Here is a 17,112-nt window from a genome sequence, read left to right as displayed (position 1 = left end):
AAAACCTACTTCTTTTTGCCAAAGAACTTCAGCACGGCAGGGTGTTTGGGATTGAGCTTCTGCAATCTCTTGTAAGACTTACGAGCTTCCTTTTTCAAGCCAAGAGCTTCCTGAATTCCAGCCATGTGTTCCCAGAAAACATCATCTCGGCTCATCTTCTTGCTATCGATCAGCTGCATCGTCTGATATGCTTCATCATAACGGCCCAGGCGGTACAGCCCCCAAGCCTTGGAATCCAAGTAAGCGTCCTTAGAATCACCGTCTTTTTCAAGAGCGAGCGCTTCGAGCACAAGCTTGTAGCCCTTTTCGACTTCAGCAGGCGTGCGGTTTATTTCAATAAGCGAATAACCGTAGTAGTTGAGCGTCGAAGCTCTTTCACGCGGGCTAAATTCATTAAGCTTGAGCAAGAATTCAAACTGGCGGAAAGATTCATCATAACGCTTGAGGCGTTCCAAGTTCATCGCCATCGAAAGACGAACACGGCTGTACGAAGAATCTTTTGCAAAGAACGTTTCGAGCATGGCTTCGGCACGTGTGCGATTATCCAAGGCATGAGCCTTTTTAGCGGAATCGGCTTTCAAGTCCTTTTCGAGGTCCAGAGCTTCACCGATAAGCGCTCTCGAATAGATGTCGAGCACCTGCAAATACTTGAGCTGAGCTTCGTTCTTCAGCTGCACGAGATTCGTGGAATCCACAACGCCGGGGAGCGGTTTCCAGTTTTCCCAGAATTTCTTGAGGGAATCGAGCAAAGGGAATGCCTTGTCAAACTTGTCCGCAAGCGCATACACAGAAGCAAGCAACATTCGCGTATCGCCGTTCGATACAGAATCGGACTTTTCGGCGTACTTGATAGCCTCGGCGTAATTCAGTTCGCTTGCAAAGATGTTCACAAGACCAAGGAACGCACGGTTTGCATATTTCGGCTGTCCTTGCAACTTATCGACGGAAGCAAGCAAGTGAACTTTTGCGCTATCCATCATGCCAACATCGTATTCATACTGACCGATAAAGCAAAGCACCGCAGGCGTCTTGACGCCATCGTCATAATATTTCTTCCGTGCAAAAGCATACGCGCTATCACCTGTCATGGAAGGGAGCACCATGATGGTCATTTCTTCGTCTTCGGGCTTTGCGCTCGTGAGCGTATCGACAACGGCGACAGCTTCCTTGAAGCGCTTCATCGCCATGAGACCGCGCACTTTCTGCAAAAGCATCTGCTTATCGCCAGTTGCCTCGTGAGCTTTACCGAAAAGTTCAACAACAGCAGAATCGCGACCCAAATCCAAAAGGAGCGAAAGCTGACGCTGGAACAATGTCGAAATGTAATTGACCTTCGGCAAGAGCAAATCATAAACGCGGACAAGTTCTTTCTCGTCACGGACCGCTTCGAGGAACAGGCTGTAGTCATAAAGGAGAGCCATGTCCTGATAGTGCGAGGAATCCAAGCCCATCACAAAATACTTGCGGCAAGAATCGGCTTCACCCGTTTTGACATAGAGTCGAGCGAGCAACGCATACTGTGCAGCAGTGCGCTTGCCCTTGAGCTGAGACGCTTTTTTAGCTTCGACAAGAGCTAAAGAATCTTCACCCGCAGCCACCAGGCGTTCTGCCACACCAAAGCCCAAATAACGGCTTGTCGGATCAGCCTTGTAAGCCTGCTTCCAGAAGAAATCCGCTTGGCGCTGGTCGCCACGCATTTCCATATTTTTGGCAAGGAAGAAAAATTCATGAGCCGCTTCAAGGTCCACTTCGACCTTGGGCTTTTCGGCTTTAGCCTCGACAGCCTTTTTAATAAGGGCAGAATCAGCAGGCGTAAGCGTAGTAGGGGCAGCAACATCGTTCTGTTTTTTTGCAGGTGCAGAGCTACAGGCGCACAAAGCCGCCATTCCCAAAGAAAGCACCCAAGACAAAAAAACATGACGCATCAAAGACTCCCAAAACTGCTCTAGTCAGCAATAATAAAGTTCACGCGCGAACCCGGCTTGAGATAGTCCCCATACTTCGGAGACGTTTCAAGAACAGAACCAGGACGTGCACCATCTTCACTCTTCTGACGCTTTACGGAACCCACCTTGAAACCAAGCCTATCCATTTGCGGATAAACCTCGTCCATCAAGATGCCTTCAAAATTGGGGAGCAAAACTCTACCGGTCGTAGCGCCAGCCGAAATCACGACCTTTACCGTATCGCCCACGCGAACCGTATCGCCAGCAAGCGGAATCGTGCGGATTACAGCACCACGCGGAATGCTCTGGTGAGCGCCCTGGATGGTACCGCCGTTGACAAGCCCTGCACGGGCAAGAGAAATGTCCGCCTGATTTTGGCTCTTGCCGCGTAAATCCGGGATAATCACCTTACGGAGCCCGAGGCTCTTTGTGAGTCTCACTGTACGGCCGATTTTTGCCGTGCGGCCAGCTTTGGGCATCTGCACAAGCACCATGCCCGCAGGCACCTGGGAACTGTAACGGCCTTCCTTGATCCATTCGACCTTAAAGCCCGCCTGAGTCAATGCGGATTCAGCCGCTTTTTCCGAGAGACCTTCAAGGTTCGGCACCGTGCCCGTACTGGCGAAAGCACCTGCAAATGCAGGCATCAAAAGCTTATCGACCATAAAGACAAGCGCGATGACAACAACAATCCAAATGACGAAAGCCTTGAAAATGGCGGTTTGTCTAACCTTGTTCCAAAGCGACTTTATTTTATTCATAACAAATTCTTGGGCTTAGCCCTTAGTAGCTTTTTCTTGAAGAGCATCTTCGTCAAAGATGACGATATCCTTGCCGGTCATGGCAATGGCGTTTGCCCTTACCAGCAAAGAACAAATACGGCTCACTGTTTCACGCGTCGTTCCGGACATGTCTGCAAGCTGCTGCTGCGTCGGACGATTGTGAATAACAGTCACCATGTTTCCGTTGTCTGTATGGATACGGACGCCGCGTTCTTGCATCAAGTTGAGGAGCGTTCCTGCCACACGGCCAGAAACAGACATGGTCGACAAGGAGCCAATCTGCTTATTCGCCTTACGAAGTCTCTTGCAAAGTTCGCTCATGAGCGCCATGGCGATTTCGGGAGTCTTGCGGATAAGGCTTAAGAAAGATTCACGGTGGATGACGAGCAGTTTAGCATCAGTCACCGTACGGACGGAGGCGGATCGGGGTTCGCCGTCAATCAGCGACATTTCCCCGAAAAAGTCCCCGCGTTCAAGGAAAGACAAAATGGTTTCACGTCCATCGATGCCAGTCATGTAGACTTGCACGGAGCCCATGGCGATAAGGTACAGAGCTTGTACCGAATCGTCACCCTCCAGGACCACAGTCTCATCACGATTGTAGTTCTTGACGATTACCAGATTGGCAATCATCCCTAACTGTTCTTCGTTCAATTCCGAGAAGAGCTCGACGCCCTTCAACAAATCAACTGTGGATGTATCCATTCTATTTTCCCCTTTTTATTTTAGTCGAGATCAACGACGATGCTCTGGTCGCGCTTAGCACCGATAGAGATCATACCGATCTTCACGCCAACGAGTTCAGCCATGCGGTCGAGATACTTGCGAGCGTTAGCCGGCAATTCTTCGAGCTTGCGGCACTTGGTCGTATCGCACTTCCAACCCGGCATTTCTTCGTAAACCGGCACGCAACGTCCGACCTTGGAAAGCTGGTTCGGGAAGTTTTCGATCTTTTCACCATCACATTCGTAGTGAGTGCAAATCTTGATAGTGTCGAACGTGTCGAGCACGTCGAGCTTGGTGATAGCGAGGTGCGTGAGGCCATTCACCATGGCAGCCTTACGGACCACCGGAGCGTCGAACCAACCGCAGCGGCGGTTACGACCGGTCGTTGCACCGTATTCGTTACCGATCTTGCGGAGCGTGTCGCCCGTTTCGTCCAAAAGTTCCGTCGGGAACGGACCGTTACCCACGCGGGTCGTGTAAGCCTTGACGACACCGACAACCTGATTGATAGCCGTGGGGCCAATGCCTGCGCCGCAGCTAGCGTAACCGGCAACCGTGTTGCTGGAGGTCACGAACGGGTAGGTACCCTGGTCAACGTCGAGGATAGTGCCCTGAGCACCTTCGAACACGAGGCGCTTGTTTTCCTTCAAAGCCTTGTAGAGCATTTCGCTCACGTCGGCAACGAACGGCTTGATCTTCTGACCGAGTTCGAGGTAGTCCTTGATGACCACTTCCGGATCGATTTCCGGAACATCGTACATCACCTTGAATTCTTCGTTGTGGACCTTGGCCATGGCTTCGACGCGCGGACGGAGTTCGCGTTCGTCCATGAGGTCGCCCACGCGGACACCAATGCGGTTCACCTTGTCGCTATAGCACGGACCGATACCGCGACCCGTAGTACCGATAGCGGCCTTGCCTGCCTTCTTTTCCTTAGCCTTGTCCAAGGTGGAGTGGTACGGGAGCACGACGTGTGCGTTGTTAGCGATGAATAGACGACCTTCCGGGTTGATGCCCTTCGTGTGGAGGTCTGCAATTTCGTTCAGAGTCTGGATCGGATCGAGCACGACGCCGTTACCGATGACGCAAATCTTGTCCGGGTGCATAATGCCCGAGGGAATAAGGTGGAAGACGAACTTCTTGTCGCCAACTTCCACAGTGTGACCGGCGTTAGCGCCGCCCTGGAAACGCACGATGATATCTGCATCGAGCGTTAAGAAATCTACAACCTTGGCTTTTCCTTCGTCGCCCCACTGGGAGCCGATAACAACACGATTTGCCATAAATCCTTCGTTTTATTTCTTTGACAACCGAAACGGTTTCCCCAAGGTACTTCCCTGGAGCCCTTTTTCGCCATAAAGATAGTAAGAGCAACCATAAAAAGCGAACTTTACGCCCAAAATTAGCCCACAATTTACCCCTAAAAACGAGGTCAAATCAAGGCGTTTTACTTTTGCGTGCTTCCGTAAAATACAAATTTCTTATCTTTAGGCCATGCCTGAAGATATCACATCGCAAATTAAGAGACTTGCGCCACTCCTCGAAGAAGATTCTGACGTTTTCCGCGAACTCACAACATTCTTTGGCAAGAATGCCAAAATCGAGATGCACCACGGCGACCTTTCCAAGTTCCTTCAGGACAACAGAACGTTCGAAGTCGTGCGCGTGAGCGGCAAGAGCTACAAGGACTGCGTTTACGAGCTTGTGGACAACTATCCCGAGATGATGGACAGCATTGGCATGTTGCGCTACTACAAGGCGCCAACCGGGAATATCAAGTGGGAAGAGGTCGAAGCCGCCGAAATTGCGATGGGCAACGAACTCACGATGAACGCCTACGGATGGGCACCCGACGCATGGACAATTTTTGAAAACAACGCATTCGACGAAGCTACCGCGCCAGAAGACAAAAAAGGCGACTACAGCCTTGTGGCCATCGTCGCGCTAGATTCGTTGCTTTAGTGCTGTATAAACTTGAAGAACGTGACGCCAGGAACTTTACGGGTCTGCAAGTATTCGGCGAGCGGGACTTCGACAACCAGCTTCCTTTGCGATGACGCATGGCGCAGTATCGGCTTTTGCCCCGGATTGAAAATTACAAATCCCGTGTGCGTAAGGTCAATCTTGTCCGACGTTCCGACAATTCCCACGCCAAGAACCTTCATTGCACCCTTGTACGTTTTCTTCGCCATTTCAATCGCCTTGTCCAAAGGCATGTAGCGCACAGTGACAGGCGTTTCCTTGCCCGTGTATTTCAGGTTATGGTTGCTGAAGAATTCCCTCTTGGGCATCGTGCGTTCGACAGAAACTTCATTTTCCATCGGGATGACCTTGGCATACTTGCCTTCGCCAATCCAGTCGTCGAGCAGGTAGTGTTTGCGATTGAGGTAACTCACCTTGCCACCTTTGTAGCGGAGGCGTTGCAACTGGCGATACAGAGACTTTTCGCTCTTGGCCATCGCAAGGGCAACAACATGTTCCAAGTACGTCACGCAATCGACAGAGTCCAGATAAACTAGCGGCTTATCTTCCACCGTGTCCAAATGGCCTTCGCCCATCGGGCCTAACTTATAAGGCGTCCCAATCAGTATTCTGGAGAAGTGGTCCAAACGCTTGTTGAGCCCGCTTATGCCTTGGGCATCGAGCCAAAGCGTTTTCATTTTCAAAAGCGAATTGTTATTATTATTCGTGTAATTGATAAGGCGCATCCAAAGTGTATCAAGAACATCCTTGCTCTTGTAATCAGGATTGGTATTCGTGCCGTTCAAGTACATCGTTGCGGCAAGCGTATCGCCATCCATCGTGTAGATGTAGCCGACCAACGCATGAACTTCTGCGATATAGCCCGTCTTGAATCGCGTGAGCCACGGGGCTTCAAAATCGATCATGCGCTTTGCACCGGAACCTACACCTGGACTTGCAAAACTATTGATGTAGTATTCGTGTTTCGGATGACGCGCCATCTTCGCCAGCAATCTCGCGACCGTCGAGGGCTTCACCTTATTTTCGGGGGAAAGTCCACTGCCATCCCAAACATCAAAATCAGACGGCTTAATGCCCATATCCTGGAGGAACCTGCGTTCCGCCTTGCGACCGCCTTCAACACTGCCCTCGCCTGCAATTTGCGCCCCGAGATTTCTCAATAGAGTTTCGGCATGGAAGTTCTGGCTGCGCTGATTGATTTCGTCAAGGATACTCAAGAGAGGCGCCGCCGAATACGAGAACTTTTTCAGTTCAGTATTGGAAGCAATCGTTGTATCTTCTTTAAAGACAACGCCACGGTTCTTAAGCGCGTACATGAACGCTGCTCTGAAATATCCAATCGGGTTGCGGATCGGGAGCACCATACTTGCAGAATCAATATCTTCGCCGATCGTCCCGCCGAGCGTAATGATAGACTTGTCCGGATCAATCGCATACACCCACTTTTTCTTGAGGCCTTTAACCGTCTTTAAGTTGTTTACAACCTTGACGTAGCCCACATCGGGCTGTATCGAAACTACCGCCGTATCGCCACGGAAGTATCCCGGCCAAAAACGAATCGTCACGCAGTTGTCGTTAAAACCTAGCGGACCAATTTCAGCCCCATACCAGGAATCATAAAAGTTTCTACGCCAATTTTCGGCTTTCCACGGACCAGTGTAATAACTCGTATCCAAGTCAATCCGCCCGACAATCGTGTCAATGCCCATCGCACGGATGGAATCCGCCATGTTATTCAAGACATAAAAAGGATCGTCGTAATATCTCGCCGAAATGTTCGGGTCGCCCTCGCCACGGATTTTTAGCGAGCCCGTCAGCGTGTGCCTTTTGGCATTGACATCGCCAAGCACAGTCATTTCAGTTTTCGGTTCGTAATCGAGAGGCAAAAAATGAATCGCGGCTGCCGTTGTCAAAGTCTTGAGCGTACTTGCCGGCGTGAAGAACTCATTGCCATTCACGTTGCCGATTTCCTTGCCCATTTTCACAGAGCGCAACGACATTCCAAAACGCGATCCCGGCAAAAGCGAATCAACGTAACTTTTATAGGAAGCCACGTTCACGTGAGCAAACAACGACGACGCCAAAAAAGGCAACAGCAAAGAAGTAACTTTAAACAACTTTTTCATTGGCTAGAATCACTTTTTTCTTCTTCTAAAGCAAGCGACAATTACGCAAACCACCAAAAAACCGGCACCAAGAGAGGCGAGCAAGTATTTGGAAGAAACAAGCCAGCTCTTAAATTCATCTGCCGACGGGAGCTCACTCCGACCAATGATATTGGCAGAGCTTTTCGGATAAATTTCCCTATAATCCTGCAAAAAGATGTGCTGAGCCCAGTGCATCCGTTCAGAGCCATTCAAGCTATCGGGATAATTCAAAATCTCATTGATTTTGGCATTAGCTTCATAGACCATCTGCGCAAGGGCGGCGCTGCGTTTTTTACGATGCTTCGTATTTTTAAACAATGCCCCCATGCCGTTCGAAAGATCGATCAGGATTTTCTCGACTTCGCCCCACTCCGGGATATTCGGGAAGCTACGGCTGTGCTCGAGTTCTGCGACAAGCTTGGAATAACGCGAATCGCGATTCCAGATGTGGAGAATGCTACGGTCTGCAGGCAAGAACCCGACCTGACGCGAGAACGCATCAATGTTGTCGGCGCGGAGCATGTAAGCAAGCAACTGTTCGGCAAGCGCATACTTGGATGTATCCTTCTTGTTGCCAAGCGCCAAGTGGCTACCGCCCATGAACGAGAATTTTCCATGCGGACCCGCCGGGAGTTCCAAGACCTTGATGCCATCCTTTGCAATCGCTGAATTGGCAAGACCGCCGACTTCTTCCGGATATTCCAGTTGCTTGATCAGTTCCGATGTTCCATAGTGGATTACGCGTTCCGAACGCACAAAGCCTTCGGCATTGTCCGATGAATTCTCGTACAAGCTATGAGGCGCCATTTGCGCATCGCCCATGATATTGGCATAAAGCGCAAGCCCGACAAGCGTGTTTGAATCCAGGAGTGCGCTGCGATAACCCTTGCCTGCGGGCACTACGAAATCTCCACCATGGCTCCAGACAAACGGCGCCATGCACTGCTGACCCGCCCAGTCATCTTTTCCGGGAAGCGTAAACGGAGTTACCTTGACGCCTACTTCTGTCGTCAAATCCGAACTTGCAATCGTCTTCAAGACACCAAGCACATGCGCATACGATTCAAAATCGGAATCCTCCAAACCGAGCTCGCGCCAAATGCGTTCGTTGACGAAAAAGCCGCGAACATCGATAAACCAAGGCACCGCATAAGTTTCAGGGCGGCCTGCAATATGCGAACTGCGGAGGCCTTCGCCCAAGAATCGCGCCGTATCAATGATCGAAATCATGTTGTCGATAGGGCGAATAGTGCCTGCCGCTGCAAAATGCGGAACCCACGTGGAACCGAGCTGAATCACATCAGGAGCGACATCGTTCGAATCAGCAAACGTGAACGTGATTTTTCTGAACGCTTCACCCCAGCTAAGCGATGTCAGCTTGACCGGGATTCCCGTCTCGCGATAGAACTTTTTCACAAGGCGCTTCATCGCATTCTTCGAGCCAAGGCCATTGTCCATGACCCAAATCGAAAGCGTGTCTGCCGAAGTCGCCGCCGTAGCGGGGGCAGCAAGAGCGCCAAACACGAGGCCAGCGCAGATCGCGAGCCGAGCATAACTTGTGGCAAGTATCTTCGAGACGAGGCTTATCATTGAGCGAGTCTTCCGAAATCTTCAAAGAAATGGGGATAAGTCTTGTTCACACACGCAGGGTCGAGAATCTTGATGGGCACGCCACCGAGCGAGACAAGGCTAAAGCACATCGCCATGCGGTGGTCATTGTAAGTTTCAATCGTCGCCGGTTGCAGTTCCTTCGGCGGCTCAATCGTAATCGAATCCATGTCAGAGGAGACGGTCGCACCGACCTTACGGAGTTCTGCAACCATAGCAGCAATGCGGTCAGTTTCCTTCACACGCCAGCTACCAATGCCGCGAATCGTCGTCGGAGCATCCGCAAACAGAGCAAGCACAGCAAGCGTCATGGCAGCATCCGGAATTTCGACAGCGCTAAAATCGCCAAGGCTACGCAAACGGCGATCTTTAGGTCCCTTGCAGATAATGCACTTTTCGCCACTGGGTTCCACGCTCGGAGTAACATCAACACCCATGCGCTTCAGGACATCGATAAAGGCTATATCGCCCTGGATACTGTCTTCACTGATTCCCAAGACCTTCACTTCACCGCCAGAAATAGCGGCAGCGGCAAGAGGATAAGTGGCAGAACTTGCATCGCTCTCTACATAGTAGTCACCAGGGCTCTGGTAAACGCCCTGCGGCACATAGAAGTCCGTCAGGTCATTGTGGCGCACATTCACGCCAAAGCACTTCATCACATCGAGCGTGAGTTCGATGTACGGTGCAGAAATCAGTTTGCCTTCCACATGGATGTGGAGCGGGGTTTTGCAGTACGGAGCGCAAATCAAAAGGGCCGTGAGGTACTGGCTCGAAATGTTACCACGAACGCTCACATCGCCGCCCTTGAGACCATCAGCCTTGATGCGGACCGGCGGGTAACCTTCGGATTCCAAATACTTGATGTCGGCACCAAGCGTACTGAGAGCCTCGACCAAGTCGCGGATCGGGCGTTCGCCCATGCGTTCTTCACCGCGCAAAATGAACTTGCCCCAGCCAAGCGAAAGTGCGGCCGTCAAGGAGCGCATCGCCGTACCGGCGTTCCCGAGATAAAGCTCAACCGGGAAATTGCCTGCATCAAACGGCTTGCCATGACCTTCAACAACAGCATCCGTATAATCGTCCGAAAAATCAACCTTCACGCCAAGACGTTTTAAAGCCTCGCCCATATAGCGGGTATCGTCGCTACGCAGCAGGTTGTGCAAGCGAGTTGTCCCGTTAGCAATGGCCGAAATCAAAAGCACACGATTGGTAATGCTTTTGGACCCCGGAACACGGATAGATCCACTAAAAGAATGATAAGCGTCAAGCTGTTTAAAACTAGGGCGAAATTGAGAATCGTTCATACAAGAAAAATTATACATTATTATCATACCGTGTTTTTTCGGGTACAGCGAAAGCATGTCGAAAATCACATAACCACGTGAGGAATATCATGGAACCGGAAGTCACTACCAAAAATTTTGAAGTGCGTTTCTCGGACTGCGACCACCACAGCCGACTCAAACTTTCAAATCTCTTCTTGTTCATGGAAGAAACCGCCATCGCCGATGCCGAACAGAACGGCTTTGGGATATGGAAGATGATGAAGGCAGGCTACACCACGGTCATCACGCGACTGAAGATTCGCCTGTTGCACCACCCGGTCTGGGGCGAAAAGCTCTCCATTTCCACATGGGCAAAGGACATCATCAAGGACAAAGTTTGTCTTAAAGATTATTCCATCCTCGATGCGCAGGGGCATTCCATCGCGCAGGCGACTTCTTCGTGGCTCTTGGTGAACATGAAGACCGGAAAAGCCGAAAACCCGGCCAACGCACCGTACCCGATTCCGCTCGTTCAGGGCAAGAACGCGCTCCCCGAAATGATGGATATTTTGGACCCGCAACTAGACCCGCAAATTGTAGCGACAGAAATTGCAAAGTATAGTGACTTGGACATGAATAAGCATGTGAACCACTGCCGCTATGTGGACTGGGTGACAAACTCGCTCGACCCGCAGGAACTCAAGAGCCGCAGGATCCGCTCAATACAGATAAACTACATTTCGCAGATTCCGCTCGGCAGCAAGGTGAACATCGTGCGTTTCAAGAACACGAACCATCACGCATATATTTTTGGGATGAACGCCGACGACAAGACGCAATGCCACTTCCAGGCGCGCATCGGTTTTGCGGATTAGAACATAGTCGGAAGTAGACCGTAGGAAGGAAACGCAATAGGAAACGTCCCGTGTCATCCTGAGCGGAATGCCGCTAGGCATGAAGTCGATATACGATACTTGGCAACTTGTTGCCTTAGTAGAGTTAGGTTCGTAGGAGCAGGATCCAGAACATTTACAACAGCGCGGTTTTCAGCAAGCGTTCTTCAATTTCGAAGGCGCTTGGTTTGTCTTTGGGCGTAAGGCGCTTGCCTGTGCCGTAGAGGTGCTGCATCATTTCTAGAAGCGTGTATTCGCGGTCGAAATAGCCGATATCCGGGTTCGGGCAAATGGTAACCGGTTCGCGAGTGCGAGCAGGCTGCGAGCCACGAGCGACGGCAACACATTCCGGCTGGTAATGGAGCGATGGGCTTTTCTCGCGGATTTCTTCGCGGCCGGCATTCCCAAGGAATCGGCAGATGCATTCACGCGAAAGCGTGACACGGCGAAGCTTGTCGTATTTTTTGCGAATTACCGCCATTGAATTTTCACAAGCATTAGCGGCACTAGATTCTCGCGACCTTTCATGATTTTCATCTGCATGGTGCGACTGCATTTTGCATGCCTCGATATCTTCTTGTTCAAGCTTGTCAATTTCAGCGAGACGGTGCATCACGTACTCGCGAGACGCCATGCAAATGGGATGGTCAAAGCCGGGGATATTTTGGCAAAGGTAATGCTGGCGACACGGGAATCCGGGCTTCAATTCTGGACTTCCGGACTTTTCAGATTCTGGAGCAAAGTATTCCTGAATTTTCTGCTCACAAATTCTTGCCGCCGTCGATGTTTGCAGATTCACGAACGGGATGCCAAGCGGTGACGCATGACTGATGCAAACATCTTCGGGCTTTGCGCTCATGAGCAATCTTCGCGTTTCCTTATCGACGCTGGTCGCCTGCGGTACAAGCAAAAACGGAGTCCCCACACCCACGCCATCAATCCCGAGCGACAAGACTTGAGCAATATCTTCAGGAGCGCAAAGCCCGCCCTGCGCGGTAATCCGCGCAGGCGACGGCGGCGGGAGAATTCCCTGCACTGGGACGTTTGCAGCAATCATCGAGCGCGTGGTTTCGAAAAGTTCTTTGCGCTTTTCGACAAATTCCCGGACAACATCGAGCAATAACTTCTTGGATTCAAAGAATGCATGACCGCCGCAGTTCACGCCCGATTCAATGCGGTATTCGTAAACTTCCAGGCCCTTCTTTGCCAAATAACGGCCCTGAATGAGCGCCGAGCGGTAATCCGAAACTTTCAGAATAATCTTCTTTTTCGGAGGTCTTGTACTCGTCCTGTAAAAGTCCTTGCACTTTGCAATCTCTTCGAAGACGGACAAGTTCACGCCCGCGCTGAGCACAAGCGCGCCCGACACCTTCGAAGCGGCAAAGCCGCGAACGGCATCAAACGCAGCCTCGTCATGATTCAAGCCGACCATGATATTCGCCTGGATTTCACCCGGTTCCATTTTCTCGGTGAGCGCCGCCTCGGCTGCAATGCGGGCAAGCCCCGTCTTTGCAAAAATGCCATCGTATTCCACGCGGAGCCTAGAATCTAGCGGAAGCATCAGAAAATAAAGGTCCTTGTCGCTACCGCCATCAAAGCGGCACGCACAAAGACGCGTAAACTTGCGTTCTACTTCGTCTGCAACAAAATCCAAATACGAACGGATGCGCCCAATGCGGGTTGTCTGCGGAGAACCCAAATCAAGGCCCAAGCGTTCTGCATAAGCCATACGGTATTCTTCGAGGAGGCCATCATCCACAAGCGAAATCACCGACGTGATTCCCAAATGCGCTACACGAATCGGCGTGTCCGCCGTATAGCAAATGCCCATCACCGGGATGTGAATTTTGTGAACCATAACCCTCGAAAACCTCGCGAATACCCAAAATGCGATGAAAACAATATAAAAAATAACAGGATCCTTCAGTCACTTCGTTCCTTCAGGATGACGAATGCGGAATGACATGCTCATTCAGGATGACGAGATGGCGATCCCGCCCCGGAACAAGTCCGGGGTGACATGGAGTCCGGGAGGACAAAGCGCAACAAACGAGATGGAGATTCCGCATCGGCGTGCGGAATGGCAGCGTTCTGCGGGAATGACATATTCCCCTACGGTACAAGCACGCCCATGCTCGGCGAGAGTTCGAAGCGGATGGATCCCTGCAAATCGGTGCGGTAAAGTTTCGTAGAATCCCCAAGCACCAAGTTCAGTTTACGTACAACAGATGGTGCGGGATGCCCATAACCATTCCCAGTCCCGACGCTCACGAACGCATACTTCGGCGACACCTGCGACAAGAAGCTTAACGTATTGCTCCCCGCCGAACCATGATGCGCCACCTGCAAAAGCTCTGCCGAAAGCGTCGGATTCATCTCAAGCACATGGCGCTCGCCCACCGAATCTAGGTCGCCCGTTAAAAGCATCTTGCTTGCGCCAAACTTCCCGAGCAGCACCACACTCGCGCGATTCTCGCCCATGCGCAAATAGCTCGCCGGCCACAGCACTTCAAAGCCATTAGCCCCACCCCCAAAGCTAACGTTCTCGCCTCGCAATAGCGTATCCACCGGCGTTCCAAGCGCTCTCGCCACCCGCAACACACTATCGCGAAAGAACGCGCCCGCTGTATCCGGACCCATGTACAGACGCCGCACAAAAACGCCCCGCCCCGCAAGCTCCAAAAATCCGCCAATATGATCCCGATGGTTATGGCTCAGCACCACCCACTCGAGCGTATCGACCCCGCGGGCCAAAAGCGAATCCACCACGCCGACCGAATCGGGTCCGAAATCGTACATTGCATAGCGCCCGTCATATTCGAGGAGCACCGCAAGCCCCTGCCCCACGTCAATCGCCGTCGCATGCATCGACGTTTCACCCTCCGCCGACCCGCTCACATACATGCAGCCGTTCATCACCGCCGCGACAATCAAAATCCCAAAAAGCTTCATAAGCGTCCTTTTTTTAACTATTCCTGCTTATATAACACGCTTTTTTCGCGATTTTGGTCCGAATTTTCTCTCGCAAAATTCAACTTTTTTACAAAAAGACCAATTTTTATTATCTTTACTACTAATTGAGGTCTCTATGCAATTACCTAAGTACAAAAAGAAGAAACGCATCAAGCTCAAAGTCTGCCAGGAACCCGGTTGCGGCCGTGAATTCTGGGGTCACCCGATCGCGAAGTACTGCGAACTGCACCGCGACATCAAACAGCGCCAAAAACAAAAGAAGGATATCGAGAACATCGAATCCAAGAACATCATTTTCCGCCACAACTACACGGAAGCCATGGACTTGGAATTCAAGTGCTGCCTCGAAGGCTGCAACAACACGTTCACGATCCGCATGTTCCCGAAACAGTACGTGTACCCGCGTTTCTGCATGGAACACAGAAACGACTTCAAGCGTGCAAATTTCCTCCGAATCATGCAGAAAAAGTAGTCGTAGCGCTCTAAAAACAAATTTTTTAGAAAAAAGTTGTTGCCATCCCTTGAAATTTGGGATGGCTTTTTTATATTTGGTCTCGCTACATGGTGGATGTAGCTCAATTGGTTAGAGTCCCAGATTGTGATTCTGGATGTTGCCGGTTCGAGTCCGGTCATCCACCCGAAAAAGGCCTTGCGAAAGCAAGGTCTTTTTTCATTTCACGCGCATATTTCGCGAGCTTTCGGGCATCCCGCACCCGCAGCAGCGTCAACCGCCCACGAACTTGAGTGCGAGCATGGTAATGTCGTCGAACTGCGGGGCGTCACCCACAAACGCATCGATCCTGGACTTCACGAACGGGCAAATTTCGGCAGGTTCCAGGTCGCCCGCATCACGGAGCGTCTGCAAGAGCCGCTCGTCGCCAAACAGATTCTCGTTCGCATCCGTCGCCTCGGTCACGCCATCCGTGTACAAGAAAATCGTATCGCCCGGATTCAGCTTGAGCGTCTGGCGCTTGTAGCGGGTCCCTTCCATCGCGGCAATCACAAGACCGGGCTTGCTCTTTGCAAACTCGACCGTACCGTCGGCACGGCGAATCGCCGGCGGGTTATGCCCCGCACATGCAAATTCCACTTCGCCCGTACGCAAATCAAGAACTCCCATCCAGACCGTGACGAACATGTTGAGGTAATTGCGGAACGCCAAGCGGTCATTCACAACGTTAAACGTATCCACCACCGAAGTACCCGCGAGCAAGACGCTCTTGAGCATCGAGCGTGCCGACATCATAAGCAGCGCCGCCGGGACACCCTTGCCCGACACGTCTGCGATCAAGAAGGCGAGCCTGTCTTTATCGACCTTGCAGAAGTCATAGAAGTCGCCACCCACCGCTTTTGCAGGTAAAATAAACGGAGAGAGCAAATGGCGGGCATCCTTCACGCCCTCGTCATCATCGCTACGCGCAAGCAACCCGAGCTGGATCTTGCGAGCCATTTCCAGTTCGCTCGCCACGCGTTCGGCACCCTTCTGCTTTTCAATATTTTCCTTGAGCGAATCACGCATGCGACCAAACGCATCGGCGAACTCCGCAATTTCGTCCTTGCCTTCAACCGGCGGAATCTCCACGTCAAAGTCGCCCTGTCCCAAACGCTTTGCCACCCCTGCAAGCGCCTTGAGCGGTCGCGTCACACGACTCGAAATCACAAGCACCAGCACAATCATCAAGATATAGCTTGCCAAGCCAAGGATGCCAAGCACCGACGCCATTTTACGTTGTTTTGCAAAGAATTCATCCGCAGGCCACACGACGCCGAAAATCCAGCCGTCCACCTTCATGTGCGAAAAATAAATGCAAGCCTTTTCGCCACTAAACGTCTTGCCGAGCAAAAGTCCGCTGCGCAAATCGCGGACCGCACTCTCAAAAGCAGACAAGCCCGCCTCATGACCCTTCGCCAGCGAATGGAGCGATTCCTTGAAAACCCATTCATCGCGCGGATGCGCTACAAACCTACTTTCCGCAGAAAGGATAAACGCATATCCCGAGTTTTCAATATTTATCGAGGAGACCGCATCACGCAAGAACGAGACAAAAATATCAAGCCCGACAACGCCCTTGAATTTCTTAGAACCGTCGGGAAGAGTCTGGTAAAAAGGCATCGCATAAAGCGCCACCGGCTGGTCCGCATAGACGCCAATAAACGGTTCGTACCACTGGCCCTTGCCCGTTTCGATGGACTGTTTGTACCAAGGCATTTCACGGTAGTCCTTCACCTCCATGAGCTTGCCCTCGAGACCGTGACCCGTGATGCGCATGAACTCGCGACCGTTCCGTTCGGGCTCATAGGCGATAAACAGCGCAGACGCAATCGGATTTTTTTCATGGGTGCGCACGTATTCCGCCGGCAAAAACTCCTCGATATCCTTCTTGCTCAAGTCGCCACGTTCAAGCATCGCCACAATGTTTTTTACAACCGCGGCGTTATCTTCAAAGATATTGTCGATGGAAGACACGTGCTTTTCACTGATTTCCTGACCACGTGCCATGATGAGTTCCGACATCCTCGAGCTGACCTGCTGCTGAAGCATAAAAATCATCGCGACAAAGATCACCGTGATGCCGAGCAATATCAAAACAGTCTGTTTAAACGCAAGACTGTGAAAATTCAATTTCATCAAAACCCCTCGAATACCCCAATGAGAACCTTTAAGCAAACATATATTTTTTGAGGGGAATATCAACCCATGATTTTAAACCATGGGAGCTATATCACACAAAAAGCAAAAACCGGCCACAAGGACCGGTATTCAAAATCACAAAAAAGAGATTGCA

General features: G+C 51.3%; 13 protein-coding genes and 1 tRNA gene. 4 read left to right on the top strand and 10 right to left on the bottom strand.

All coding sequences use genetic code 11. The features are described 5' to 3' along the window. Positions 1-5: 5 nt before the first annotated feature. Genes BUC30_RS13225 through BUC30_RS13210 form a run of 4 tightly spaced genes read right to left on the bottom strand, consistent with a single transcriptional unit; the run spans position 6 to position 4,737 of the window. The gene (locus BUC30_RS13225) at positions 6-1,925 is read right to left on the bottom strand and encodes a tetratricopeptide repeat protein (RefSeq protein WP_073425382.1); all 1,920 of its coding nucleotides are present in this window, start codon (positions 1,923-1,925) and stop codon (positions 6-8) included. Between the two features lie 20 nt (positions 1,926-1,945). Beyond that, entirely contained in the window at positions 1,946-2,707 is a 762-nt protein-coding gene (locus BUC30_RS13220) for a PASTA domain-containing protein (RefSeq protein WP_073425380.1), read from the bottom strand. Positions 2,708-2,722: 15 nt separating this feature from the next. Continuing rightward, positions 2,723-3,433: a Crp/Fnr family transcriptional regulator gene (locus BUC30_RS13215; RefSeq protein WP_073425379.1), complete on the bottom strand. Its 711-nt coding sequence runs from the start codon at positions 3,431-3,433 to the stop codon at positions 2,723-2,725. Between the two features lie 20 nt (positions 3,434-3,453). Beyond that, entirely contained in the window at positions 3,454-4,737 is a 1,284-nt protein-coding gene (locus BUC30_RS13210; RefSeq protein ID WP_072829615.1) for an adenylosuccinate synthase, read from the bottom strand. Positions 4,738-4,948: 211 nt separating this feature from the next. Here BUC30_RS13210 and BUC30_RS13205 point away from each other — a divergent pair, with 211 nt between their 5' ends. Further along, the gene (locus BUC30_RS13205) at positions 4,949-5,416 is read left to right on the top strand and encodes a hypothetical protein (RefSeq protein ID WP_073425377.1); all 468 of its coding nucleotides are present in this window, start codon (positions 4,949-4,951) and stop codon (positions 5,414-5,416) included. On the opposite strand, the gene dacB is transcribed toward BUC30_RS13205, so the two are convergent. From dacB to aroA, 3 genes are read right to left on the bottom strand one after another with little or no spacing between them, the layout of a single operon-like run. Beyond that, a complete protein-coding gene (dacB, locus tag BUC30_RS13200; protein WP_073425376.1) occupies positions 5,413-7,563 on the bottom strand; it encodes a D-alanyl-D-alanine carboxypeptidase/D-alanyl-D-alanine endopeptidase in 2,151 nt (716 codons plus the stop codon). The genes BUC30_RS13205 and dacB overlap by 4 nt on opposite strands. A gap of 9 nt (positions 7,564-7,572) precedes the next feature. After that, positions 7,573-9,174 (bottom strand): extracellular solute-binding protein, encoded by a 1,602-nt coding sequence (locus BUC30_RS13195; RefSeq protein WP_073425374.1) that lies wholly within the window; start codon positions 9,172-9,174, stop codon positions 7,573-7,575. Next, positions 9,171-10,499: a 3-phosphoshikimate 1-carboxyvinyltransferase gene (gene aroA, locus BUC30_RS13190; RefSeq protein WP_073425372.1), complete on the bottom strand. Its 1,329-nt coding sequence runs from the start codon at positions 10,497-10,499 to the stop codon at positions 9,171-9,173. The genes BUC30_RS13195 and aroA overlap by 4 nt, the downstream gene beginning before the upstream one ends. A gap of 89 nt (positions 10,500-10,588) precedes the next feature. Between aroA and BUC30_RS13185 the strand changes: the two genes are divergently transcribed. Beyond that, entirely contained in the window at positions 10,589-11,335 is a 747-nt protein-coding gene (locus tag BUC30_RS13185; protein WP_073425370.1) for an acyl-[acyl-carrier-protein] thioesterase, read from the top strand. 154 nt (positions 11,336-11,489) lie between these two features. Here the strand turns inward: BUC30_RS13185 and BUC30_RS13180 are convergent, their stop codons facing one another. Further along, positions 11,490-13,211 (bottom strand): beta/alpha barrel domain-containing protein, encoded by a 1,722-nt coding sequence (locus BUC30_RS13180; protein WP_073425369.1) that lies wholly within the window; start codon positions 13,209-13,211, stop codon positions 11,490-11,492. Positions 13,212-13,465: 254 nt separating this feature from the next. Beyond that, a complete protein-coding gene (locus BUC30_RS13175; protein ID WP_280168849.1) occupies positions 13,466-14,221 on the bottom strand; it encodes a ComEC/Rec2 family competence protein in 756 nt (251 codons plus the stop codon). Between the two features lie 220 nt (positions 14,222-14,441). Here BUC30_RS13175 and BUC30_RS13170 point away from each other — a divergent pair, with 220 nt between their 5' ends. Both BUC30_RS13170 and BUC30_RS13165 read left to right on the top strand, forming a co-directional pair. After that, positions 14,442-14,798: a hypothetical protein gene (locus tag BUC30_RS13170; RefSeq protein ID WP_014546294.1), complete on the top strand. Its 357-nt coding sequence runs from the start codon at positions 14,442-14,444 to the stop codon at positions 14,796-14,798. Between the two features lie 92 nt (positions 14,799-14,890). Beyond that, positions 14,891-14,964: transfer RNA gene (locus BUC30_RS13165), tRNA-His, on the top strand. Between the two features lie 86 nt (positions 14,965-15,050). On the opposite strand, the gene BUC30_RS13160 is transcribed toward BUC30_RS13165, so the two are convergent. Next, positions 15,051-16,955, bottom strand: a complete 1,905-nt coding sequence (locus BUC30_RS13160) for a SpoIIE family protein phosphatase (RefSeq protein ID WP_073425365.1) — start codon at positions 16,953-16,955, stop codon at positions 15,051-15,053. Between the last annotated feature and the right edge of the window lie 157 nt (positions 16,956-17,112).

Source organism: Fibrobacter sp. UWB7, assembly GCF_900142945.1.
Taxonomy (GTDB): Bacteria; Fibrobacterota; Fibrobacteria; order Fibrobacterales; family Fibrobacteraceae; genus Fibrobacter.
Note: the sequence above shows the minus strand (reverse complement) of the source record. Positions and strands in the feature narration are given on the sequence as shown.